The following is a 25,601-nucleotide window of genomic DNA, read 5'->3' on the forward strand; positions in this document are numbered from 1 at the left end:
ACGGGACGAAGCAGGATTATCTGCTTCGTCCCGTTTTATTTTCCGCTAAATACTGTTCGAATCAATTAATATTTATCTTCACCATGATTATTGGTGTCCATGCCTGGCGTCGTTGATTTGTTCACGACAAATGTAGTTGATGCTTCAATAGGATCGCCGATTAATGGACTGTCGGCAGGCGGGGCGTACAGGACTTTGACCAATTCGATGCCTGTCTCAACTGGAGTGACAACCCCTGCGCTGCTTATCGTAAGAACGTTAATTTCCGGAAAATCGATCCATTGCAGTTTTCTAACGATCGAATCTCTAAGATCTTGCGGTGTTGATGGCAAGATAGACAGATTGCCTTTATTACCGTTAAGTAAGCTGTAATTGACGACCGGATTACTAAGCGTCAATTCAATCTTAGGCGGCAGACTGAGCTCGACAATATAGATGGTGAAGGTTTTGCTGACAATTTCCTTACCCGACTTCTTGTAAGTGGCCTTAACGATCGCCGTTCCTGCCGTAGTTGCCGTCAGCACGCCAGACTTTTTATCATCCTCAGCTTCGTTGTCAGCCAACGTGGATTCATTGCCGGTAATGCTCCAATACAGATTTTTCTTAACATCCGCATCCAGGTCTGGCGGAAGAAGAGCGCTCAGGTCCGTTGAGCCGTTGCGCTTGATCGTCAGCTTCTTGGAAAGCCCGAGCGCGATCGGCAGCACTTTGACCGTCGTGTAGACCGGAATGTCCGGACTGCCGTCAGAAGGCTTGTAGATCAGCGTAATTTTTTCTTCGCCGAGCTCCACGCCGGTCGCCAGGCCGTTGTCGTCTACGTCTACGATATCTTTGCCCGGTTCGTCCTGCCAGGTGAGATGTTCGAGAATCTCGTCCTTCATCGAATCCGGCGCGATCGTCAGATCGTCTTTGAGATCGCGTGGATCTGCGCCAAGACCGATCTCGATGACGTCCGGGAATGCGATGGATACGACGCGGATCTGGGTCTGCGCTTGGGCGGCCTCGTCTTTAGAAGAAGAATTCGCATATACGGCCGTGACCGTTTCCGTGCCCACCTCATGCGCCGTGAGTACGCCTGACTGATTCAAGGTAACAACCTTATTCCCGTTCGTATCGGACCAGGTTACGAAAGGCAGAACCGCCGTCTTGTCGCCGATTGGTTTAATGCCCAGCTTGTCGGACAGATTGTACTGCGTGTCCAGCAGCATCGTGAAGGTAGGCGGCAGCTCAAGCTCTACCGGAACGACATTTACGCTGAATTCCGCTCTAATCTGCGGGCTGCCGTCGCTTGGCGTATAGATCGCCATCGCCTTTTGGGTGCCGCTGCGCTCGCCGGTCACGACGCCGGCTGCAGATATCGACAGCTTGTCTAGGCCTGACTCGACCGCCCAAGTCAGATGACCTTCGATCTCGCTCCTAAGCGCGACAGGACCGCGTGTCAGATCGCCAAGCAGATTGCGCGTGAGACCGAGCGTAACCGTGACATCGCGGCCGGTCAGTTCGACGACGTTTACTTTGACTTGCTGCGACCAGAGCACTTGGTTGCTGCCCGGCAGCTTGTACTCGGCGAGCGCCGACGCGACGCCAGGCGCTTTGGCCGTCACTTGCCCTTTGTCGTTAAGATAAGCGTAGTTATCACCGTTCTTGACAGACCAGCTCAATCCGTCAATGAACCGTTGACGGTCACCGCTACCGTTAACCTTTAGATGATCGGTATCCGCCAGTTGGACCGTTGCGGATCCGGTACTCGACAGCGTGACGCTGCCGGTCATAGAAGCCTCGATGACATGCACGCGGATGCTCAAGGTCGATACGACAGGTCCGTCCGCAACCGGCTTGTACTCGGCTTTAATGGTCTCTTCGCCTGCGGCCAGGCCAGTGACCTTGCCGTTGGCATCGACGGCAGCATTGCTTTTGCCGTTTTCGTCGGTCCATACGAGATGGGTCAGTACCTCGTTCTTGAGGGAAGCCGGCGTGACGACGAGCAGGCCGGACAGATCTGCCGGCTCTCCGCCCTTGATCACGACCGTTTCCGTAGGTCCCTCCAGCAGGACCACGTTAACGACGATCTCCCAGACTGCGATGACGCGGCCGTCCGCATCCTTATAGGTCGCCGTTATCTTCTCCGCCCCGGGCGCGAGGCCTTTGACGATTCCCGTAGCGGCATCCACGGACGCAATTTCTTTGCCTTCCTCGTCGGTCCACGTGAGATGAGATTTTACGTCGTTCGTTAATCCGGCAGGAAGGACGGTAATCTGGTCCTTCAGGTTAATCGTACCGTCCTTGGCGATGATGACTTGCGTCGGACCGCCTAGTTTGACAACCTGCACTTGAATGTCCCACGAAGCGATGACCGGCCCGTTCGCGGTCTCCTTGTAGGAAGCGGTCACCGTCTCGATGCCGGCTTGCTTGCCCGTCACGATGCCTGTCCCGGCAATGGAAGCGAACTCTTTGCCCGCTTCGTCGGTCCATACCAAATGCCCTCTGACCTCTGCGTCGTACGTCGCAGGAAGCACGGTCAACAACGCCTTCAAGTTAAGCGTGCCGCCTTCTGCTACGATGACGGATGCGGGGCCGCCGAGATCGACGACATTGACCTTGATCGTCCACGAGGTAACGACAGGCACGTTAGGCGCCGGGCGGTAAGCGGCAGTCACCAGCTCGCTGCCCGCGGCGATGCCTGTCACGACGCCGGCTGCATTGACGGAAGCATAGGACTTGCCAGCTTCATCGCTCCATTCCAGATGGCTCAATACTTGGCTGCTCAGATTGCTCGGGAGCGCTTCGATCAGATCTTTGACCGTCAGCGTACGCCCTTTGCCTACGGTTACCTGTGCAGGCCCGCCAAGCGAGATCACGTTCACCTTGATTTGCCATTCGGTGATGACCGGACCGTCAGGCGTCTCCTTATAAGCGACTGTTACTGTCTCCCAGCCGGGCGCAAGTCCGGTTGCGATGCCGGCGGCCGTGACCGATGCGACCGTCTTGCCGCTCTCGTCGCTCCAATACAGCTTGCCCAGCAGTTCGGCGGACAGCTCGGCCGGCGCGCCGGAGATCAGCTTTTTCAAGTCGATCGTGCCGCCGAGGCCGACCTCGACTTCTTCGGGTCCCGCGAGCGCTACGACCTGTACTTTAATCGTACGGGATGCGATAACCGGTCCGCCCGGTACAGTCCGGTACTCGACCGTGATGTCTTCGCTTCCGGTATCGGCACCGCTGACGATGCCCGCCGCATTCACGGATGCGAAGCTTTTGCCGGCTTCGTCGCGCCAGGTCAAGTTAGTAAGCATCGTATCGCTCATGCTGGAGGGCAGCGCTGTGATGACGCTCTTCAAATCCAGCGATTTGCCTTTGCCGATCGTGACGGAAGCCGGTCCGTCAATATCCACGACGTTCACCTGGATCGTCTTCTGGATCACAACCGGTCCGCCGTCCGTCTGACGGTAGGTGACCGTGACGTTTTCGATGCCCGTCGCAGTGCCGGTGACGATCCCGGTTGCAGCGCCGACGGAAGCGAAGTCTTTACCAGCCTCGTCGCTCCAGGTCAGGCGGTTCATGACCGCAGCGCTGACTTCGGATGGCGCGGCGCCAACCAGCGCTTTGACGTCGAGCGTCTTGCCCTTGCCCAACGTGACCTGCTCGGGCAAGCTCAGATCGACGACCGTGACGCGCGTAGACGCGGTGACCGGCGTCGTCTTCGGATTTTTCTGATAGGAAGCATCGACCTTGGCGGAGCCGGTCTTTTTGCCGATGACGACGCCATTGTTCGCTCCCGCTTCTACGGTGGCGGCGTCGCCGCTCGTCCAGGTCGTATAGCTCTGGATGCCTGCTTTGCTCGCCTCCGGGGTAACACCGAGCGCGGCGTTCCACAGATCCCTTTTCCACTCCGTGCCGAGCCCGATATGAATGTCCGCTGGCAGCGTCAATTGAATCGGCTGGATGACCGTCACGCGGTACGTCTTGGTATAGGTCTTGCCCTTGCTCGTCGTGGCAACGACCGTGATGTCGATCGGGCCGGCATTGACGCCGGTCAGGATCTTCTTCATTTCGTCGGCGCCGTTGCCGAGCTCGCCAATCGCGGATTGGCCGGAGCCCACGGACCAGGTCAATCCGGTCAGCGTCTCGTTGGCCAGGATCAGCTTGGCTTCCAGATTGATGGTATCGTCAACGTTGACGGTATTCGGCCCGACGATGTTGATGCCCGGGACGACGACCGTCACGTTCGACACAGCGGTCAGTCCGCTGCCGTCCGTCGCCGTCGCGGTAATCTTAGCTGTGCCTTCGGCAATGCCCTTGATGATACCTGCGGCGTCGACCGTTACCAGATCGGGACGATCGGAGGTCCAGGTCAGCGTCTTGTTGGACGTATCGTCAGGACCGATGACCGGCGTCAGCTTCGACTCGTCGCCTTTCGCGATAATCGTGTCCGACAGGCTCAGGCTGGCCATTTTGGTGACCGCTTGAACTTGATACGGCTGGAATTGCAGGCTGCGCTCGATATCCTTGGTGACAATCGCACCGTTTACGTAGAAGTCCGTAAAGTTAAGATACGAGTTGTCGAGCAGGTAGCTGCCGTTCTGTTTTGGCGTGACCTTCACCGTGAAGCTGACCGGATCGGCCACAAAGGATCTGCCGTCCTGGCTCAGTCGGTATTGGATGTCCGCGAGCGAGCCGGTCAGACGGTATCCTGCGGCGAGCGTGCCGGAGACAGCCGGATTCAGCAACAGGGGAGACGTATCCGCCACGAGCACTTCGAGATTGACCGGCAGCTTTTCGTCCAGCTTGAAGTTCTTGATGACCAGGTCATCCGCATTAATGCCGTTTTGGAAAGGAATGCTCTTCGGCGTAATCGTGTACGTCATCGTGAATGGTACGTTCTTTTCGATCTGGTTGTTCACGACGTTGGCGGACAGCGTACGGCTCAAGTCGACATTGGCGGTTACCTTCACGACTTTGGTTGTGACCATCTGGGGGGTGCTAGCACCGCTCTTGTCCTTGGCCGTGACATAGATAACCAGATCGCCGCCGTCCGGCAGCGGATTGTCGTACGATTCGGTTACGACATCGCCTGTTTTGACATCGCTATACGCTTTGACCTGCTTTTCGGTCCAGGCATCCGTGGTATTTTTCCGGTACTTGAAGGTGACGGCCGTGCTAAGCGAACGGTCGATGACATCATAGTCCTGCGCCGTGTAGCTCAGCAGTATCTTGTTATAAGAAGGAATAATTTTGCCGGTATCCGCATAATTCGTCGGCGTGCTGATATTCACGATAGGCGCATGGTTCGAGCCTATGAACGCACGGTACATCGTATTGACGAACAGACGCTGCTCCCAGTCCGGGAAGTTGGCGTTCGTGTGACCGGTACCGGAGTAGGTGACATTGCCGTACGAATACGTGTAATAGTGGTTCCAGCTGTCGTCGTCGTCCCGCGGACCGCCCGTGATGTTGTACCAGGGGATCAGCTTGGGATCTTCGAGCTTAAGGCCGAAGTATTGGTCGTGCGTCGTATTGACCTGCGTGATGACGCTGCTGATGTTGAATGGGAAACGTGTCAGCAGGCCTTCATTGACCTTTTTAGTTGTCGTCGAAGGACTCGGTGCATTAAGACCCATGTTGGTCATCGGGCTTAATTGGCCGGTCGCCGTCTGGAAGTAGCTGATCCAGTTCGAGCTGCCCTGATATACGGTATCGTGCGTGAACATGACGCTCTGTCCGGTCGCGATGTAGGCGTTGACTGCATCGGCGGCGGTTTTGTCGATGCTGGCACTGCTGTTGTAAGAGTCCGCAAAGCCGAAGATCAGCATATCGTAATAGCCGTTAAGCGTCTTGTAACCGGAGCTATTGAAGGTGCTCATTGTCATGGTCTTGATCGTAATGTCGTAGTCGTCCGTCTTGAGGTAGCTCTGGTTCATGTTGTTGCTCTTGAGCAGGCTGCTCGTATCGCCGCTGGAAGGCAGGATTTGCAGCACGTTGATCTTAGTCAGCTCGTCGCGGAATCGGAGTACTCCGCTCTGGATATCCTTCAGCTTGCTGCCCTGGTCGACAAGCTCAAGCTTCCAATAGTGGACGCCGGAGTAGCCCTTGGGCAGACGGAAGGTGAGCGTATTGCCGGTCGTGGCGGTCACGGGCTGCGAAACGATCAGATTGTTGGAATCGAACTTCAGCACGCTATCGATGCCGATGTACAGGTTGGCCGTCATGCTTCGCTGCGCGATGTTGCCGACATTGGCCACGTTGAACGTATAAGTGAGCGTATCCCCGGCCATGTAAATTTGATTCTGGTTGACGGTATAGTCGATTGGCTTACCCGTTACGACAAGCCGCGGCCGTTCCGCGGCGCGGTTGATCAGATCGGTCTTGGTCAGGAAGGCGGTCGCGGTGTTAATGTTGGAATCGCCGACGAAAATGACATTGCTTTTGTTCGAAGTCGGGACGAACGGAGTCGGGGAACCAGTAAGGGAAGTCGCATAGGGCGAGAGTCCCGCCTTCAGGATGCCTGCCGTATTCTGATAAAGGGCGCCGCTGCTCGACGAGGCGCTGGTCTGCTGGCTATAGACGATGACGGGCAGGCCGCGATCGATGTAGTAGTCCTTCAGTTCTTTGAATTTCAAGTTCGTGATGTCGTTCATGATGCTTTTCGTATCGTGGTTCTGGCCGCTGGTGGAGACGAGCGTGGCATTGTAGGCGCCTTTGCCGATGTAGATCGCGTCGTACCGGCCGTCGAGCTCGTCCCGCTGCGCGACGAACTGCTTCATCCGGATAGAGTCGATCTTAATCACCGGATCGTTGTAGCTGCTTAAGATCGGCATGAGATCCGACGTACCGTCGTCGGTAATCTCGAGCACGCGGATTTCTTGTTTGGACGAAGCAGGAGAGACGTCGGTGATCGTAAATTTTTGTTTGGCATCGGTTGCGGTATCGCTGTTGGCTTTGATCGTAACCGTAGCATTGGCGCTGTTGTTGCTGGCAGAGGTCGTCAGGAACTTGCCGTTCGAGAGCGACTTGAATGTAAATGCGGTACCCGAGGCCTCTTTCTTGAAAGTTTCCGTGATTTTTACCGCCGTTGCACTGGCAGCCAGATCGTTGGTCCCGTTGGCCGTGACGAGCATGCCGTTCGATTGTGCGCGAAAAGACACGGTGCCGTCGCCCCAATCGGTCATGATGAATCTGGCCGCCGTCCCCGTTCCAAGCTGCAATTGCGTTCCGTTAAGAATGACGTTCTGAACGCCGTTGTTCGGCGTCGTTCCGGCGAGCGTCACTACCGAATACGTAGCTGCATGCGTGTGGGCCGGACCGAACGCCGTGACCGGCACGCCTCCGAAGATTAAAACTGCCGTTAACGCCAAGCTCAACCATTTCCGAACTCGCGACATGGTTTTTCTCCCCCTAGTGGTTATACTATGTAAGTTTCATTGATGGTTGGATTAAATAGGATGCTAGACCTAGAACCTTCCGAACCGATTTTACCATATTCTTCTGAAAAAAAACTGAACAATTTTTGTGTCGTTATTTGGGTTATTATGGCACAAAATGCTGCTTGTCTTTTCATTATGCGGCGATATATAATCCTTCTGAGAAAAAAATTGGAAAACTGTCGGTAAGTATCATTTATTTCACTGGAAATTTACATGCGTTTAACACATATAAATGCAGGACTATAGGACTATGGTTTGGGGTGACCGGGTTGGCGATCGTGAAGAAGAGATTGGGAGACTTGCTGGTCGAGAGCCAGATCATCTCCGAGGCGCAGCTTCAGGAAGCGCTCCAGGAGCAGCGCAAGACCAAGCAGAAGCTGGGAGACCTGCTCATCACGCAGGGGTACATCAACGAACAGCAGCTGATCGAAGTGCTCGAGTTCCAGCTCGGCATCCCGCATGTCAGCCTCTTCAAATACCAGATCGAGCCATCCATCACGCAGATTCTTCCCGAAGCGCTGGCGCGTCGATATCAGGCGATCCCGATCCAAAAGGAAGGCGGCAAGCTGCTCGTCGCGATGGCGGATCCGCTCGATTACTTTGCGATCGAAGAAATGCGGATGAGCACGGGATTCCGCATCGAGCCCGCCATCACGAGCCGGGACGAGCTCAATCGAGCGATCGCCCGTCACTACGGCTTGCAGGACTCGATGAGCCAGATCATGGGCGAGCTGCCCACGACGCAGGAAGAGATCCGCGAGACGGAGATTACCAACGAGGATTCTCCCGTCGTGCGACTGGTCAACCAGATGATCCAGCAAGCGATGCAGCTGCGGGTATCGGACATTCACGTCGATCCGGGCGAGGCGAGCGTATCGATCCGTTACCGGCTGGACGGCGTGCTGCGGACGGAGCGGACGATTCCCAAGCAAATGCAGGGCTTTATCACCGCTCGTCTCAAGATCATGGCCAGATTGAATATCGCCGAGCGGCGCCTGCCCCAGGACGGACGCATGAAGATGACGTTCGACAACCGTACGATCGATATCCGGGTGTCCGCGCTGCCGACAATTCACGGGGAAAAAATCGTGCTGCGGCTCCTCGATCTCAGCACCGGGGTGAAGTCGATCGACCTGCTCGGATTCGGAAAACGCAATCAGGCTATTTTCCGGGAAATGATCGAACGCCCTTACGGCATCTTGCTCATCACCGGACCGACCGGCAGCGGCAAGACGACGACGCTTTACTCGGCGCTTAACCATTTGAACCAGGAATCCGCCAATATCATCACCGTCGAAGATCCGGTCGAGTATCAACTAGAGGGCATCAACCAGGTTCACGTCAACCCGACGATTGGTTTGACTTTCGCGGCCGGCCTGCGCTCCATCCTGCGTCAGGACCCGAACATTGTCATGGTCGGCGAGATCCGGGATACGGAGACGGCGGAGATTGCGATTCGCGCTTCCCTCACGGGCCATCTCGTGCTGTCCACGCTGCACACCAACGACGCGATCAGCACGGTGACCCGGCTGCGCGACATGGGCGTCGAGCCGTATCTCGTCGCTTCGTCGCTGATCGGGGTCGTCGCCCAGCGTCTCGTGCGCCGCATCTGTCCGGAATGCAAGGCCGAGCAGACGCCGACCGAGCAGGAGACGATGCTGCTCAGAGGACGCGGCTTGCAGGTGGACAAGCTCTACGCGGGCAGAGGCTGCGGCAACTGCAACAAGACGGGCTACCGGGGACGCGTCGCCATTCACGAAGTGCTGGGCATGAACGACACGCTCCGCCGGATGGTCTCGGAAAATGCAACTGTTGAAGAGCTTAGAAACGCTGCGGCGGAGCAAGGTATGATCACCCTGATGGACGACGGCTTCGCCAAGGTGCTCGGCGGCATCACGACGCTTCAGGAAGTAATCCGCGAGACCGTCGCCTATTAGCGAGAGGGGAACAAACGATGACAGCAGTGATGAAGAGCCGCATGCTAGACTTGCTGCGGGCGGCGCACGAGGCCGGCGCGTCCGACCTGCATATCTCGGTCGATTCGCCCCCGATCCTGCGGGTGAACGGCAAACTGCAGCCGGTCGGCGAAGATAAGGTAACGGCTGAAGAGGCGGCGGATATGGCGAGAGCGCTGATCGACGAGGAGCAGACGGAGCGCTTCGAGCGAGCCGGCGAAATCGACTTTTCCTATGAACTCGAGGGATTGTCGCGCTATCGGGTGAACGCCTACCGCCAACGTGGCAAGGTCAGCATCGCGGTGCGGACGATTCCGACGCAGATTCCGACGCTCGAACAGCTGCAGCTGCCGCAGATTTTGAGCACGCTCGCCGCCAAGCCCCAAGGGTTGATCTTGGTCACCGGCCCGACCGGCTCAGGCAAGTCCTCGACGCTGGCCGCGATGATCAAGTACATCAACACACACGAGAAAAAGCACATCGTGACGCTGGAGGACCCGATCGAGTACTTGCACGGTCACGGCTCGTCGATCATCGATCAGCGCGAGGTCGGCAGCGACACGAAGAGCTTCGCCAACGGGCTCCGCGCCGCGCTGCGGCAAGATCCTGACGTCATCCTCGTCGGAGAAATGCGGGACTTGGAGACGATCTCAGCCGCAGTGACTGCCGCAGAGACCGGGCATCTCGTGTTCGCGACGCTGCACACGACCGATGCGCCGCAGACGATCGACCGGATCATCGACGCGTTCCCCGGCCATCAGCAGGGACAGATTCGCGCCCAGCTCGCGGCGGTGCTCGTCGCCGTTATCTCGCAGCGGCTGCTGCCGCGTACGCAGAACCGGGGCAGAGCCTGCGCCACGGAGATTCTGGTCAATACGCCGGCGGTAGCGAACTTGATCCGTACGGAGAAGATCCATCAGATCAAGAGCGTCATGCAGACCGGCAGACAGCTTGGCATGCATACGCTGGAGAACTCGATCAAGGAGCTGCTTCAGGCAGGTGCCGTGGAGCCGGCGTACGCACGGGCTTATCTGGCTGAGTCGGGTGTGCTCTGATGGCGGATTTTCTCTATCAGGTTCGCAGTCAGACCGGACGGCAGATCAAGGGCAAGCTGTCGGCCTCGAGCAAGTCGGCGGCGATGGACGAGCTGCGCAAGCGCAACCTCGTCGTTCTCTCCCTCAACGAGCAGAAGAGGACCTTTCTCAACACGGACATTTACATCGGCAATCCGGTCAAGCACCAGCACTTCATTATCTATTGCCGGCAGTTCGCCACGCTCATGCGCGCAGGCGTCAGCATCGTCGAGGCGACGGCCATCCTGGCCGAGCAGACCGAGAGCAAACCGCTCAAAAAAGCGCTGCTGGACGTGCACACGGGGCTGTTGAGGGGCGTGTCGTTCTCTCAGTCGGCCGGCGAACACAAGAAGATTTTTCCCGCCATCTTCCTCAGCATGATTCGCGCGGGCGAAGAGACGGGCGATATCGAAGGCACGCTGGAGCGGCTGGCCAAGTTCCTGGAGAAGCAGCATGTCACCAGGGAAAAAATCAAGTCGGCGATGACGTATCCGCTTGTCGTCGGCGTGCTGGCGATCGGCGCGGTCGTCTACCTGCTGAAGGCGGTCGTGCCGCAGTTCGTGACGATGTTCGAATCGATGAACGCGAAGCTACCGGCGATCACGCTCATGGTGCTCGCGCTCAGCAAGTCGATCGAGCATCAATGGTACCTGTGGCTGCTCGGCGCGATCGCGCTTGTCGTCGCTTATCAGGTAGCCAAGCGTACTGGCAACGGACGGTACTGGATCGACTACGGCAAACTGAAGGTGCCGATCTTCGGCAAGCTGGCGCAAAAGGGCGCGATCGCGCAGCTGACCCGCACGCTGTCCTCGCTGTATGCGAGCTCGGTGCCGGTTCTCCAATCGCTGCAGATCGTCGAGGACCTCGTCAACAACGTCGTCATCGGTGGTTACATCCGCAAGTCCGCGGATTCGCTCCGTCAGGGCAATCCGTTGTCCGAGCCGCTTAAGCAATCGTGGGTATTTCCCCCGATGGTCACCCAGATGATCTCCATCGGCGAAGAGACCGGCGCGCTCGACCAGATGCTGGAGAAGGTCGCCGACTTCTACGAGATGGACGTCGAGAACACCGTCGACCGGCTCAAGTCGCTGCTCGAACCGCTGCTGATCGTCTTCCTCGCGGCGCTCGTCGGAACCATCGTCGCGGCGATCATGCTGCCTATGTTTACGCTGTATGGGCAGATGGGTTGATGCGAGTTGTGGGAAGACGTTTGAAAGATTGCAGAAAAAAGTTGTCCATGCGTCATCAGGCGCTAGAACATATAGATTTTATAAAATGAATGAAAAGCGGAGGGATTGGAAATGAGAACGGCTGTAATGAAGCGTCTCGGCAAGGCGAAGGAAGATCAAAAGGGTTTTACGCTGATCGAGCTTTTGGCGGTAATCGTGATTCTGGCGGTTATTGCGGCGATTGCTGTGCCGTTGATCGGAAACATTATTAATAAGTCGAAGAAAGATTCGGATATTGCTACTGCTCGTCAAATCTATGACGCAGCTAGATTATACGTAACTTCTGAAGAGGCCGGAGTATTTCCAGATACCATTAAAATTGTTGGTACTAAGAATTCTTCTGGTGTAATTACTGAAAAAGGGTTAATTGTCAATGGTTATTTGGATGCAGACATTGTTCTTCCAAGTAGTAAAGAAAAGATAGTTGGTGGTACGCTGACATTTACGAGCGGGCAGTTAGATAAAGTAACGATTGTAGCGGGAACTGGAACTAAAGAAGAAACTTGGGAGTTTGCAGGTGCCGATGTAATTAAGGGTGAAGGAACAGGCGTGAAGAAGTAACTTATAAAATTAAAGGAACCGGCCCCACCGGTTCCTTTTCTCTAACTAACCTCGAAAGCGACTATCGCCATCATGACGATTCTTCTATATATATACCTGTTCGCGCACGGCGCGGTGCTCGGTTCGTTTTACAACGTCGTGGCGCTGCGCGTGCCTGCTGGCGAGTCTATCGTCTCGCCGCCGTCGCGCTGTCCGCGATGCGGGACACGGCTCAAAGGCCGCGATCTCATCCCGATCGCGAGCTGGCTGCTGTCGCGCGGCCGATGCCGCCATTGCAAGGCGCAGGTATCGCCGCTGTATCCGCTCGGCGAAGCCGCGACGGGGCTGCTGTTTGTCTGGGTATATGCCAGCTTCGGTTGGAGCCCGGCAGCGATCATTGGGCTGCTGCTCGTCAGCCTCTGCGTCATCGTGACCGTGTCGGATCTGGCGACGATGCTCATTCCGAACAAGGTGCTGCTATTCTTCGCACCGCTTCTAATTGCAGCCTGCCTTTTGCTCCCATACGACATCCCTTGGTGGAGTCATCTGCTCGGCGCGGCAGCCGGCGGCGGTGTCCTGCTGCTCGTCGTGATTGTCTCGAAAGGCGGGATGGGGCTCGGGGACGTCAAGCTGTTCGCGGTGCTAGGCTTTGTCGTCGGACTGCCGAATACGGTCGTGGCGCTCGTCGCTGCTTGTCTGGCCGGTACGCTGGTCGGCGGCGCGCTGCTCGCAACCGGCATCGTAAAACGCAAGCAGCCGATACCGTTCGGACCTTTCCTGGCGCTGGGCGCATGTCTTGCTTACGGCTACGGCAGTGACGTGATCGATTATTATTTATCTTTATTTACCTGAACGGGGCGTGACTCACAAATGTTCGGATCGGGCGCCAAGACCATCGGCCTGACCCTGGATCCGTCCGGGGCAAGACTCGTTAAACTGAAGAAAAAAAAGACCTGGGAGATCGAGCGCGTCAGCGTGCTGCCGCTGCCTCCCGGCCTTTTTGAAGAAGACCGGATCTCGGACTATACGGAGGCGCGCAGCCTCCTGACGGACTGGATCAGAAAGGAAAAGCTGCAGGGCCAATCCGTAACGCTTTCTTTTCCGACGTCGCATGTCATCGTTCGCCGCCTGCGCATCCAGAGCACCAGCGACAGAGATCTCGCGGGGCTCGTGGCGCTCGAAGTGGAGACCACGCTGCACCTGCCGTTCGAGGATCCCGTGCACGACTTTATCAAGCTCGGCACGGAAGCGGAGAGCACGAATGTACTCGTGTTTGCCGCATCCAGACAATTGATCCAGTCCTATACGGACATGGTGGAAGGCGCAGGTTTGAAAGTATCCGGCATCGAGCTGTCGGCGACAGCGCTGGCGCGCGCGATCCGGGAGCTTCAGGACGAGAAATTCGGGGAGACGATGCTGGTCAATCTGGACGCGAGCGCGCTCGAGATTTATATGTTCCATGGCGGACACCCGGTCTTCCTGAAGACGATCGCGCTTTACGGACAAAGCGACATGGACGGCGTCTTGAGCGAGGGCCAGCTGTCCGAGCTGACCGCAGAGATCGCGCGGATGCTCAATTTCTACCAGTTCAGCATCCACGAGGGCAACGCCCGGATTACCGAGGCGCTTATCGTCGGTTCGGATCAGGGCCGGAATCAGCTGCTTGCGGTATTGCAGCAGTCGCAGCCGGAAGTGAACATTCGGGCGTTTTCCTTTGACACATATGCAACGCAACACACCTATAGCGCCGATGACAACCGCGTTGCGGTCGGTCTCGCGCTGTGGCATCAGGACAAGCAGCGGATTAACCTCATGCCTCGCATCGACCGGGAGGCGCGGCTGTATCCGGTTATTCTGGCGGCATCGCTGGCCGTATGGGTACTGGCGGTTGGGGCGGTTTCCTATTATTATTTCGACAACAAGTCGGAGCTTAAAGCCGGAGAAACGACGATCTCGCAGCTGAACGATCAGATCGCGCTGCTGCAGAGCGGCCTCGAGGCGCAAAACAGCCAGCAATCCGGGCAGACGAATCCGCTCAAGGTGATCGAGGACATTCGCGGTAATCGCCGTGACGCAGTAGCTATACTTACTGAACTAGAAGGCAAGCTGCCCTCGGGCAGCAGGCTGCAGAGCGTCAGTTACAGCAGCTTGGGCCAGATCGGGCTGACCGTTCAAGTGTCGGATTTCGATAGCGCGTCCCGCTATCTGTTCGATCTGAAGCATATGTCGTTCGCCGCGTCTGCGCAGCTGCAATCGGTCGCGCAGAGCCCTGCCGGAGAAGGTCCGGTCGTTGTCGCCTCCAAAACGGCGATTTATTCGCTCGATATGAAGAAGCCGGAAGGAGGAGAAGGAAATGACGGGACTGCAGACGCAGCTCAATAAACGATCGTTGAGCCTTATCGGCGTCGTCCTGCTTTTTCTGCTCCTGCTGATGTTTGTCGTGTACAAGCAGATGCCGCTTAACTCGGAGCTGTCAGATCAGCGCGACCAGATCGCGAGTCTTCGCAGCCAATCGGACTTACTCACGAAAAAGGCCGCCGAGGGCAGTGCGGCGGGCGCTGAACTCTCGGACGCGTCCGTTCAACAGGCGCTCCCGCTGTCGGACAATACGGAACAGATGCTGCTTGATTTGAAAAAAATCAGCCAGGCAACAGGCGTAGCGCTGCTCAACGCGACCTTTAGCGCATCCGACACCAACCAGCTGCAAAGTATGCTAGGCGGGGAGCAAACGCCGTATGCGTCGGTCGGCGAGCTCAAGACGGCCGTCGCCATCGAAGGCACGTACGATCGGCTGCTGGAGTGGGTTGGCGCCTTGCAGAAGCTCGAGCGTCTCGTATCGGTAGACAATTTCGCAATCGCGAAGCCTGCAGCCGCGGATCTGGGCAAGGCGATGACGCTAAACGTCAATTTTACCGCCTACTTCGATCCGTCCTATCGCAATCTGGTAGATGAAGAGCTGCTGCCCTACAAAGAATAAATGTTCGATTCCCTATCTGAAGGGGACGCCGCGGAGCTCCGGCCCGTTCCGTCCTCTTTTCATTTTTTTCAGAGTCAGCGGGACCGAAGGATATGCTACAATAGAGAGACACTCTACGAAAAAAGGTTGTCGAATACGGTATGCGAGTGTCGAATAAGCTTGAATTTACGGAGCATCATCGCTATACCGCCTGTCGGGACTTCTCGCTCGGCGGCTTGGAGCGACGCGTGCTGGCCGAACTTTATCAACCGATGGCGGGTGCCCTCTCTATCGGCTTATATCTGTTGCTCTACCATCATCTCGGCGACGACGAGACGGGCTGCGTGCAGCCGGAGGCACAGCGCAGGCTTTTTCTCGGGCTGGGGATCGAGCCGAATACGGCAGGCAGGCAGTCGCTCGTCGAGAGCGCTTCGAAGCTGGAGGCTATCGGCCTGCTGCAGACGTTCAGGCAGCACGATCCGGCGGCGGACGAGACGCTTTATGAATACGTACTGCAGCGGCCGCTCGCGCCAGGTGAGTTTTTTGCCAACCTGCATCTGTCCTTGCTGCTCAGGGACCGCATCGGCAAGCCGGCGCTGATGGAGCTTCGCGAATCGCTCGCGCCGCGCAGCCCATCGGGGCTGGCGAGGTTTCTGAACCGCGAAGAGATCACGGTACCGTTTTACGAGCTGTTCCGCATTAATGCAGCGCAGATCGATCCGGAGCTGGAGCAGTCGCTGACGCAGTCGGCGCCCGCTCGCGAAGTCGGCGCATCCCAGCCGGAGCGCGTGCGCCACAGCGAGCTGCTGCTTCGGTTCCCGCGAGGCTCTTCGAACCGGATGCATGTCGAGCGGCTGAATCGCGCGCCGGAGTCGATGGCCCAGATCAACTTTCTGGCGTACAAATTCGACCTCGAGCTTCCCGAGATCAGCCGGTTGCTGGACGAAGACGGCGTCTTCCTGTCTGACGGGACGCTCCACTGGGACGAGTTGCAGTCCCGGGCCAATCTGATCTACCGTCAAGGCCGCAAGCGCGGCGAAGAGCGCGAACGTTATCTGTCGCGCATCGGAGAGCCCGCTTCGGATGAGGCGGCTTCCGCCGCGGTGGACGAAGCGTTGTACGCGGTCCCGCCGTTCGAGGTGCCGGAGCGACTCAGCAAGCAGGTCGCGAAAGACGAATACGGACGAATGCTCATACTCGAACCGTACACGCGGTTTTTGGAGCGATTTTTCCCGGGCTCGGTGCCTGACGTGTTCGCGCGTATTTTCGAGCGCATCGATTTGAACTATAAGCTGCCCGAAGCGGTCATTAACGTGCTGATCCACTACGTGCTGGGCACGAACCATGCGCAGCGCCTGACGGCGAGCTTCATCGATTCGGTCGCTGCAAATATGCTTGCCAAAGGCATCGATTCCTATGACAAAGCCGTCCGCTACGTGCGCGAGCAGGAGAAGCTGAACGATACGCTCGAGCGCAGGCGCAGAGGCGAGAGCGAGCCCGCATCGGCCGGCAAAGGCAAGACGTCGTCGGGGCGCAGCCGGGCAAGCACATCGGGTTCGCGCAAGCCGTCCATGCCCGTCGTCGAGGACAAAGGGCCGGCGAAGGCACTGTCCGCCGAGGAGCGTCAGCGACTGCGCGATCTCGCGCGGCAGCTGGATAAGAGCTGAGTGGCTGATACGGCTCGGTGCGTGATCGGCACCGGCCCGGCTGAATAAGAATGCGCCAACGTCTTGTTGGCCCGACATAATGAGAACTATCTTGCCATAGAAAGGAGGGAGCGCGATGGAGTCGCTTGGAGAAGCGCTGCGCAGCTGGAAGGCCGCGCCGGGTGTCGGCGACCTGGACAGCCTTACGCATCGGGTGCTGAACGACCCGCTGGTCATGCAGATTCGCCGCCGGTACCCCGGTCTGGAAGAACGGACCCTCCGCATCAACCTGAACAAGCTGTATCAGTATGCCAAGGAGGACCGGAGCTGCAGGAACTGCCCGGGGCTCGAACGTTGTCCCAACGATATGCAAGGCCATTATACGTCGATTACTTGTGCGGAGCAGAACGGCAAGTGGCAGTTGTTCGACGGGAAGACGCCGTGCGCGAGATGGCTGGCCAACGAGCATCAGGAGCAGGTCCGGCGCAGAATAACCAGTCTCAGCAGCAATGTGGACATCGAAGCCGACAGCTACGAGGCCGAACAAATGCTCGATCTCGATGACGAGCGGGAGGACGCGGTTTTGCAGCTGCTGGCTTATGTGAACCGGACGCGAACCGACGGCTTGCAGAAGAAGGGGCTGTACCTGATGGGCAGCTTCGGTACCGGCAAGACGTACATGGCCGCCTATCTGCTGCACAAGCTCGCCAAGGAAGGCAAGACAGGCGTCATCGTCTACATGCCCGACTTTGTGGAGGACGCCAAGGCGCTCATGATGGAACCGCAAAAGCTCAAAGAAACGATGACGCTTATGAAGGAAACAGATCTGCTCGTTTTCGACGATATCGGCGCAGAGAACTTGAGCCCATGGGTCAGAGATCATGTGATCGGCGCGATCCTGAATCACAGAATGAACCGCAAGCCGACCTTTTACACCTCCAATCACGATCTCGAATCGCTGGAGCGCCACTTCAGCTTCACGCACAAGGAAGGCGAGGAGCTTCATAAAGGCCAGCGTCTGATGGACCGGATCCGCCCGTTCGTAGACGTCGTGCATGTGCGAGGCCGCAATCAGCGAGGGTAGTCCCTCAATAACGCAATCCGCATTCCTTTTATCATCCAAGCCCGCAGCATTGCTGCGCGGCTTTTTTTTTGTATTTTCATCGATTGATTATTTTTGTTTTTCGTGTCCATCTATCAATGAATCTTATAAGCGAATTAAATTATACTTATTGACACTAAACCCACCGGCCTGCTATGATTTGTTAAAACCTATTGAAATGGTAGGAATTATATGAATTGCTACCGGATAACCGGAGGGGGATTGGAAAATGAAATTGAAATCGTCTAAAAAGATCATGTCGTTCGCCGTCGTTGCCCTGTTCGTCGCGTTGCTGTCCGCATGCGGCTCGAACAACAACAACAATGCCGCAAGCTCCGGCAGCGCGTCCGCGTCCTCATCCGCATCAGGAACCGCATCGCCGTCGGGTACGGCTTCCTCAGAGCCATCCGCTGCGGCCACAGACAAGCCGAAGTCCATCGAGCTGCTGAACGTATCTTACGACCCGACACGCGAACTGTACGAAGCTTTCAACAAGAGCTTTGCAGATTATTGGAAGAAAGAAACCGGCCAGACGGTCAAGATCAATCAGTCGCACGGCGGCTCCGGCGCGCAAGCGCGCAAGGTGCTCGACGGCCTCGAAGCGGACGTCGTGACGCTCGCGCTCGCCTACGACATCGATTCGCTCACCGATAGCGGCCTGATCAAAAAAGATTGGCAGCAGTCGTTCGAATCGAACAGCTCGCCATATACGTCGACGATCGTCTTCCTCGTTCGCAAGGGCAATCCGAAGGGTCTTAAGGACTGGAACGATCTGATCAAGGAAGGCGTTCAGGTCATCACGCCGAATCCGAAGACGTCGGGCGGCGCGCGTTGGAACTACCTCGCAGCGTGGGGCTACGCGCAGCAGCAGGACGGCAACGACGAGGCGAAGACCAAGGATTTCATGAAAAAGCTGTTCGCTAACGTTCCCGTGCTCGATACCGGCGCTCGGGGCGCGACGACGACGTTCGTAGAACGCAAGATCGGCGATGTGCTGCTTGCCTGGGAGAACGAAGCTTATCTCGCCAAGAAGGAGTACGGCGACGAGTTCGAGATCGTCACGCCGTCGCTCAGCATCCTGGCCGAGCCGCCGGTCGCCGTCGTCGACAAGAACGCCGACAAGCGCGGTACCCGCGAAGTCGCCGAAGCTTACCTGAAGTACCTCTACACCCCGGAAGGCCAAGAGATCGCAGCGCAGAACTTCTACCGTCCTCGTTTGCAAGAGGTCGCCGACAAGTACAAGGATCAATTCCCGACGCTTAATCTGCTCACGATCGACAAGGATTTCGGAGGATGGACCGAGGCTCAGAAAAAGCACTTCGCCGACGGCGGTACGTTCGACGAAGTGTACACCAAAGGTTAATATCTCCTAACCCGACAGCGAGGAAGGACGATCGCAATGGCTTCCCAGGTCAAAGAAAAACGAATTCTGCCCGGATTTCGGATTACAATGGGTTACTCCATTCTGTACTTGAGCTTAATCGTGCTCATCCCGCTGGCGGCGCTGATCGTGAAGACCGCGGGTCTCACGCTTCCGCAATTCTGGCATACCGTGACGAGCGAGCGCGTGCTCGCTTCGTACCGGGTCAGCTTGCTGACCTCCCTGTTCGCCGCGCTGGTCAACGTCGTTTTCGGCCTCATCGTCGCCTGGGTGCTCGTGCGCTACCGTTTCCCCGGAAAAAAGATCGTCGACGGCTTGATCGACATGCCCTTCGCGCTGCCGACGGCGGTTGCGGGCATCGCGCTCACATCGATCTACGCGCCGAACGGCTGGATCGGTTCGCTGTTGGACCCGCTCGGCATTAAGGTCGCTTATACGCCGCTCGGGATCACGGTCGCGCTCATCTTCATCGGTCTGCCGTTCGTCGTGCGGACCGTGCAGCCGGTGCTTCATGACCTGGAAAACGACATGGAAGAAGCGGCCGCACTTCTCGGCGCGCACCGCTGGCGGACATTTCGCAAGGTGCTGCTGCCCGAGCTGATCCCGCCGCTCATCACGGGCTTTGCCCTGGCCTTCTCGCGGGGGATCGGGGAGTACGGCTCGGTCGTATTTATCTCCGGCAACATGCCGATGAAGACCGAGATTACGCCGCTGCTCATCATTACGAAGCTCGAGCAGTTCGAATACAGCCAGGCGACGGCGATCGCGCTGGTGCTGCTGATTATCTCGTTCGCGCTCCTGCTGCTCATCAATACGCTGCAACGGTGGACCAACCGCCGTCTGCGGACGAGTTAAGGAGGCCTCGCGATGTCAGGAGCCTCACCGGCTGCAGTCGTATCCCAAGCTCCGCTGCCTGCGGACGTTCGTCCCAAGCATTTGAACGAATCGCGCGGCGTACGCATTCTGTTAATCTCGATCGCCCTCCTTTTCGTCGGGCTCGTCGTCGTGCTGCCGATGCTCACGGTCATCGTCCAGGCGTTCCGAAAAGGATGGGAAACCTACGCGGAAGCGATCTCCGATCCGGACGCCATCTCGGCGCTTCGGCTGACGCTTACCGTCGCGTTGGTCGCCGTGCCGCTCAACACGCTGTTCGGCGCAGCCGCGGCCTGGGCGATCACGAAGTTCAAATTTCGCGGCAAAAACCTGCTTATCACACTGATCGACCTGCCGTTCGCCGTCTCGCCGGTTATCGCCGGCCTGGTCTACATTCTGCTGTTTGGCGCGCAGGGCTTGATCGGTCCCTGGCTGATGGAGCACGATTACAAGATCGTGTTCGCGACGCCGGGCATCATCCTGGCGACGATGTTCGTCACCTTCCCGTTCGTCGCCCGCGAGCTGATCCCGCTCATGGAGACGCAAGGCGTGCAGGACGAGGAAGCGGCGGTCAGTCTGGGCGCCAAGGGCTGGCGGGTGTTCTTCAAGGTAACGCTGCCTAACATCAAGTGGGGTTTGCTGTATGGCATCATCCTCTGCAACGCCCGGGCGATGGGCGAGTTCGGCGCCGTATCGGTCGTCTCCGGCCATATTCGGGGCGAGACGAACACGCTGCCGCTGCATATCGAGATTTTGTACAACGAGTACCAGTACACCGCATCGTTCGCGGTCGCGTCGCTGCTCATGGCGCTGGCGATCGTCACCTTGATCATCAAAGGCATCATCGAGCACAAAATGGCGAACAGCCGCACGCACTAAGCCAGTGAGCGGGATTTAGACGGGGCACGCAAGACCGCGTCCGTCGCAATAATTTACAATTTATTCAAGTCATCTAAGACGATAACACGAGGAGGCGTCCAAATGGCAAAACCGTTGGAGTTGAACGATAGCTGGATTCAGCGCATCACGGAAGCCGTAGAAGGGCTTCAATACGGCAACGTGCAGATCATCGTGCACGACGGCCGTATCGTTCAGATCGAGCGCACCGAGCGCCGGCGCTTCGACGAGGTGGCGGAGCGCCGCGGCGTGCGCGAGGTACCGCAGGGCGGCGCGGCCGCGAAGTAGCAGTTATGTAAAGGTAAGCTCGCTCTCGGCGTACCGGCGCTTTTGCTTTTCGAATGTTTGGAAGGCCAAAAAAACTGCATTTGTAAATCTATTCTCTAGCGACTCGCGCCACTTGATGAAATACCTGCAAATATGCAGGTAAATGCAAAGCACAAGCCTAAAATTCGGCTAATGGCGTAAAATACCTGCACTTTTGCATCTAAACTGTTCAAAAGGGCCGAAATTGGCAGAAAAAGATGTATATTTGCAGGCATTGTGGCGAAAAACGACGCTGGCGGCGATACGCTGGCTTGTCGGAACGGCTGTAGGAACGGCTGTCGGAACGGCTGTCGGAACGGCTGTAGGATGGGCCAGCGACAGCCGTTCCGCGGGGCGCCAGTTTTCGGATATCCGCAAAACCTAAAAAGGATCGTCAGGCGATCCTTCCCTGACGATTTTTCTTAAGTTCTGCCCGGTGCCTGCACCGGGCTTTTTCACGTCCGGAACCAAGGTGCAAAAAGTACAGCATCGGCGTCGTCATGCTGAAAATTTTCCCCTTACGGCACGAGGACGAGAAGCGGACTGCTGAATAATATACGACGCAAATCGTAATGTAAGCGGTTACCGATCCTGTCGGCGACAGACATAATGGAGAAGCAAAGAGGCGTTACGATACGGCCGCGCCGATGTCACCTCCGTCTTTCTCCATCATCATTCAAACCGAAAGGGGATCTTAAAAGACATGAAAACAAAAATGTATACGACGGCTACAACGCTTGTCCTGGCAAGCGCGATCGGACTTACCGGCTGCGGTTCAAGCGGCAATAACGGCAATGCGGGCAACGAGGCGGCCGCAAACGGCGGCACGGCTTCCGGCTCCGCTTCAAGCACGGCTTCCAGCGCCGCCTCAAGCGCGGCATCGAGCGCTGCGCTTGCGGCAAGCGGCAAGAAGGTCGAGATTACGTTCTGGAACACGTACAATCAGACGTCGGCCGAGACGAAGCAGCTGCAGGAGGTCATCATCCCGGCCTTCGAGAAGGCGCATCCCAATATCCACGTCAAAAACGTGCCAATGCCGACCGAGAGCTTCAACCAGAAGCTGCTGGTGTCCGCTGCCGGCGCGCAGCTGCCGGACGCGGCCCGGATCGACATCGTCATGACGCCTCAGCTTGCCAAGCTCGGCACGCTCGTCGAGCAGGATACGCTGGAAGGCTTTGACGAGTTGAAAAACAAAGTGTTCCCGGGCCCGCTGTCCACGAACGTCTATCAAGGCAAGACGTACGGCATTCCGCTCGATACGAATACGAAGGTTCTGCTGTACAACCCGGAGCTGCTGAGCAAGGCGGGCATCGACGCGCCGCCGAAAACGATGGACGAGTTCGTGGATGCGCTCGGCAAGCTGTCCGGCGGCAAAGGCGGCAGCGCGACGTTCGGCTACCAGTTCGGCGTCGATCTGTGGTGGCTCGGTCCGTGGGTATGGAGCAACGGCGGCCAAATCCTGAGCGAGGATCTTACAAAGGCGACCGGCTATATGAACGGCGAGAAGACCGTCGCCGCCATAGAGAAGCTGGCGCAGCTCGGCAAGGACGGCAAGGTGACCGGTTTCCATAATGGCGACCTCGGCGGTACCGACGGTCTCGCCAAGGGCAAGTACGCGATGATCGACGACGGTCCGTGGGCCTTCGACGTGCTCAAGAAGCAATACCCGAACTTCAAGTTCGAAGCGGCGCCGTACCCGGCCGGCGAGGGCGGTTCGATCGGCGTAGTCGGCGGCGAAAACTTCGTGATGTTCAACACGTCGGATGCCGATCATCAGGCCGCTGCCTATGAATTCGAGAAATTTATGCTATCCGACGAAGCGCAGGTGGCCATGGCGAAAGTCGGCCAGATGCCGGTCGTCGCAAGCCTGGCCGACAATCCGGACATCAAGGCGATCACGTACTTCGCGCCTTACCTGGAGCAGTTGAAGACGGCGCAAGGCCGTCCGTCCACGCCGGCTTACGCGCAGGTCGACAAATTCTTCTCCGACGCCGTGTCCAAGGTGCTGCTCGGCAAGGCGACGACCCAACAAGCGCTGGATGAAGCGGCGAAGCAGTCCGACGCCGTGCTCGCGCCTTAACCCGTCGCCATAACCGCGCCCTAACCCGCGCCTTAACCCGCGCCCTAACCCGCGCCCTAACCGCGCCTTAACCGCGCCTAACCGCGCCCTAATACGGCCCGCTGACGTGCACATCACCCCTAGCGCTGCCCAAGTCGCGCGAACGGGTGATGTGTCTTCATTTCGCAAAGGAGGCCTCATCGCATGCAAAATTCGCTTACATTGGAGTCCGCCGCCCCCACCGGGAAGCCAAGGAGAAGCTGGCTCCGCAGGCATTACGGCATCTATCTGTTCGCGCTTCCGGCAATCGTGCTGTTCCTGACCTTCTCGGTCTATCCCATCCTGTACTCGTTCGTCAAAAGCTTCTCCGACTGGCAGTTGCTGGGTGCCAGCCCGTTCGTCGGTCTCCGCAACTACCGTACGGTCCTGAGCGATCCTAACGTAGGTATTGCGTTCAAGAACGCCCTGCTCAACTTCGTCGTCTCCATCCCGATCCAGGTCGTATTCGGCTTGCTGCTGGCCATCGTGCTGGACCGGCCGATCCGGGGACGCGGCTTTTTTCGGGCGCTGTTTTACATTCCCGTGCTCGTCACCTGGATTGTCGTCATCCAGATCTATATGTACATGTTCAACAAGGACTACGGCCTTATCAATTACCTGCTGATCAAGTCGCATCTGATCGGCGAAGGAATCGACTGGCTGGGCAGCCCGACCCGCACGCTCGTCTCCGTGTTCGCGATGGGCGGGTGGAAGGGGATCGGCTGGGCGATGCTTATTTTCCTGGCGGGGCTCCAGTCCATCCCGACCGACCTGTACGAAGCTTCCGGCCTCGACGGGGCCAGCAAATGGCAGCAATTCCGCTACATTACGGTTCCGGGGCTGCGCAACACGACCGTCTTCGTCATCGTGCTGCTGTCGATCGGCGCATTTAACGTATTCGATCAGGTATTCCTGCTATTTAATGGCGCCGCGCCTTCCGATTACGACGTGCCGCTCAGCATGATCTATAACAAGGCGTTCAGCGACCTGAACTTCGGCTATTCGGCGGCGCTGTCCTACGTCATGGCTGCCGTCATTATCCTCATCAGCCTCATCCAGTTCAAGCTGCTCCCCAAAAACAGCGGAATGGAGGGTTAACCATGGGACTGCGCAACCGTAATATCATCACGAAATCCCTTCGCTATATCGTCCTGATCGTGTTCGCCGTCATTACGATCCTGCCTTTCTGGAACATGATCGTCGTCTCGCTCAAGCCGTTCCAGTTTGCCATGTCCTACCCCCCTCAGATTGTGCCGACCGACCTGACGTTCGCAAACTACAAGGAAGCTTGGGTAACCGGCAGCTTCGGCCATTATTTCAAAAACAGCTTTCTGATCACCGTCGCGGCCACGATCGGAGGCACGCTGGTCGCGTGCATGCTGGCGTTCGCCCTTTCGCGCTACCGCTTCCCGGGCCGCCGGATCATCTTCGGCCTGTTTATCGGCACGATGATGATTCCGGGCATCACGTTCATCATTCCGCAGTATTTGCTGCTGAAAAACCTTCATCTTCTCAACACCTATACGGGCCTGACGCTGCTCTACATTGCGGGGTCCATCCCGTTCCATATGTTTCTCTATAAAGGGTTCTTCGACGATATCCCGAAGGAGCTGGAGGAGGCGGTCATTATCGACGGGGGCAACCGCTGGACGTTTTTCAGCCGGGTGGCGATCCACATTTCCCTGCCGGCCGTCGCCACGTCGGTCATCATGTTATTCAACGGCAACTGGGGCGAGTTCCTCGGTGCGTTGACCTTCATGAGCGATCCGGAAAAATGGACCCTGCCGGTCGCCATCCGGATGCTGCAGGGCGCGCATACGACGGAGTACGGTCTCATCTTCGCCGCGTCGATCATCTCGATGCTGCCGATCATTATTTTGTTCCTGACGTTCCAGCGGTTTATCATCAAGGGAATCGCCGCAGGCGCCGTCAAGGGCTAAACGCCGCCCGCCGCCACGAAACGAGTCGTCCGAACGCCAATCGCGAAGCCTTCCGGCCGGATCACTCCGGGCAGGAGGCTTTTCCGAGGGTGCATTATTTTCCGCAGCCCGGTATTTATTCAACCTTCAATCGCACTATGGAAAGGTTTACAATGAAGGGTGAAAGGGCTTCAGAAAGCAGGTGACG

General features: G+C 57.5%; 17 protein-coding genes. 16 read left to right on the forward strand and 1 reads right to left on the reverse strand.

Annotated elements, in window-relative coordinates; genetic code table 11:
* Positions 1-65: 65 nt before the first annotated feature.
* Positions 66-7,376, reverse strand: a complete 7,311-nt coding sequence (locus KB449_RS05050; protein WP_282907324.1) for an Ig-like domain-containing protein — start codon at positions 7,374-7,376, stop codon at positions 66-68.
* Between the two features lie 311 nt (positions 7,377-7,687).
* Between KB449_RS05050 and KB449_RS05055 the strand changes: the two genes are divergently transcribed.
* The 16 genes from KB449_RS05055 to KB449_RS05130 all read left to right on the forward strand — a co-directional run bounded on the left by KB449_RS05055 (position 7,688) and on the right by KB449_RS05130 (position 25,414).
* Positions 7,688-9,355 carry a GspE/PulE family protein gene (locus tag KB449_RS05055; protein ID WP_282907325.1) on the forward strand — a complete coding sequence of 556 codons (1,668 nt, stop codon included), beginning with the start codon at positions 7,688-7,690 and terminating at the stop codon, positions 9,353-9,355.
* A 29-nt stretch (positions 9,356-9,384) separates the two neighbouring features.
* Positions 9,385-10,428, forward strand: coding sequence for a type IV pilus twitching motility protein PilT (locus KB449_RS05060; protein ID WP_282912742.1), 1,044 nt, complete (start codon positions 9,385-9,387; stop codon positions 10,426-10,428).
* The gene (locus KB449_RS05065; RefSeq protein ID WP_282907326.1) at positions 10,428-11,636 is read left to right on the forward strand and encodes a type II secretion system F family protein; all 1,209 of its coding nucleotides are present in this window, start codon (positions 10,428-10,430) and stop codon (positions 11,634-11,636) included. The genes KB449_RS05060 and KB449_RS05065 overlap by 1 nt, the downstream gene beginning before the upstream one ends.
* A 111-nt stretch (positions 11,637-11,747) precedes the next feature.
* Positions 11,748-12,236, forward strand: a complete 489-nt coding sequence (locus tag KB449_RS05070; RefSeq protein ID WP_282907327.1) for a type II secretion system protein — start codon at positions 11,748-11,750, stop codon at positions 12,234-12,236.
* 72 nt (positions 12,237-12,308) lie between these two features.
* Entirely contained in the window at positions 12,309-13,067 is a 759-nt protein-coding gene (locus KB449_RS05075; RefSeq protein ID WP_282907328.1) for a prepilin peptidase, read from the forward strand.
* Positions 13,068-13,085: 18 nt separating this feature from the next.
* Positions 13,086-14,597, forward strand: a complete 1,512-nt coding sequence (gene pilM, locus KB449_RS05080) for a pilus assembly protein PilM (RefSeq protein ID WP_282907329.1) — start codon at positions 13,086-13,088, stop codon at positions 14,595-14,597.
* The gene (locus tag KB449_RS05085) at positions 14,569-15,192 is read left to right on the forward strand and encodes a type 4a pilus biogenesis protein PilO (protein WP_282907330.1); all 624 of its coding nucleotides are present in this window, start codon (positions 14,569-14,571) and stop codon (positions 15,190-15,192) included. Before pilM ends, KB449_RS05085 begins: the two co-directional genes overlap by 29 nt.
* Positions 15,193-15,332: 140 nt before the next feature.
* Positions 15,333-16,838: a DnaD domain protein gene (locus KB449_RS05090; RefSeq protein WP_282907331.1), complete on the forward strand. Its 1,506-nt coding sequence runs from the start codon at positions 15,333-15,335 to the stop codon at positions 16,836-16,838.
* Between the two features lie 115 nt (positions 16,839-16,953).
* Positions 16,954-17,901: an ATP-binding protein gene (locus tag KB449_RS05095; RefSeq protein WP_282907332.1), complete on the forward strand. Its 948-nt coding sequence runs from the start codon at positions 16,954-16,956 to the stop codon at positions 17,899-17,901.
* A gap of 247 nt (positions 17,902-18,148) precedes the next feature.
* Positions 18,149-19,282: a sulfate ABC transporter substrate-binding protein gene (locus KB449_RS05100; RefSeq protein ID WP_282907333.1), complete on the forward strand. Its 1,134-nt coding sequence runs from the start codon at positions 18,149-18,151 to the stop codon at positions 19,280-19,282.
* 36 nt (positions 19,283-19,318) lie between these two features.
* Positions 19,319-20,155, forward strand: a complete 837-nt coding sequence (gene cysT, locus KB449_RS05105) for a sulfate ABC transporter permease subunit CysT (protein ID WP_282907334.1) — start codon at positions 19,319-19,321, stop codon at positions 20,153-20,155.
* Between the two features lie 12 nt (positions 20,156-20,167).
* A complete protein-coding gene (cysW, locus tag KB449_RS05110; RefSeq protein ID WP_282907335.1) occupies positions 20,168-21,052 on the forward strand; it encodes a sulfate ABC transporter permease subunit CysW in 885 nt (294 codons plus the stop codon).
* A 102-nt stretch (positions 21,053-21,154) separates the two neighbouring features.
* Positions 21,155-21,358 (forward strand): YezD family protein, encoded by a 204-nt coding sequence (locus tag KB449_RS05115; protein WP_282907336.1) that lies wholly within the window; start codon positions 21,155-21,157, stop codon positions 21,356-21,358.
* Between the two features lie 721 nt (positions 21,359-22,079).
* The gene (locus KB449_RS05120) at positions 22,080-23,456 is read left to right on the forward strand and encodes an extracellular solute-binding protein (protein WP_282907337.1); all 1,377 of its coding nucleotides are present in this window, start codon (positions 22,080-22,082) and stop codon (positions 23,454-23,456) included.
* A 183-nt stretch (positions 23,457-23,639) separates the two neighbouring features.
* Entirely contained in the window at positions 23,640-24,572 is a 933-nt protein-coding gene (locus KB449_RS05125) for a carbohydrate ABC transporter permease (RefSeq protein ID WP_282907338.1), read from the forward strand.
* Between the two features lie 2 nt (positions 24,573-24,574).
* On the forward strand, positions 24,575-25,414 hold the full coding sequence (locus tag KB449_RS05130) for a carbohydrate ABC transporter permease (protein ID WP_282907339.1): 840 nt from the start codon (positions 24,575-24,577) through the stop codon (positions 25,412-25,414).
* The last annotated feature ends 187 nt before the right edge of the window (positions 25,415-25,601 follow it).

Source organism: Cohnella hashimotonis, from assembly GCF_030014955.1.
GTDB classification, from domain to species: domain Bacteria; phylum Bacillota; class Bacilli; order Paenibacillales; family Paenibacillaceae; genus Cohnella; species Cohnella hashimotonis.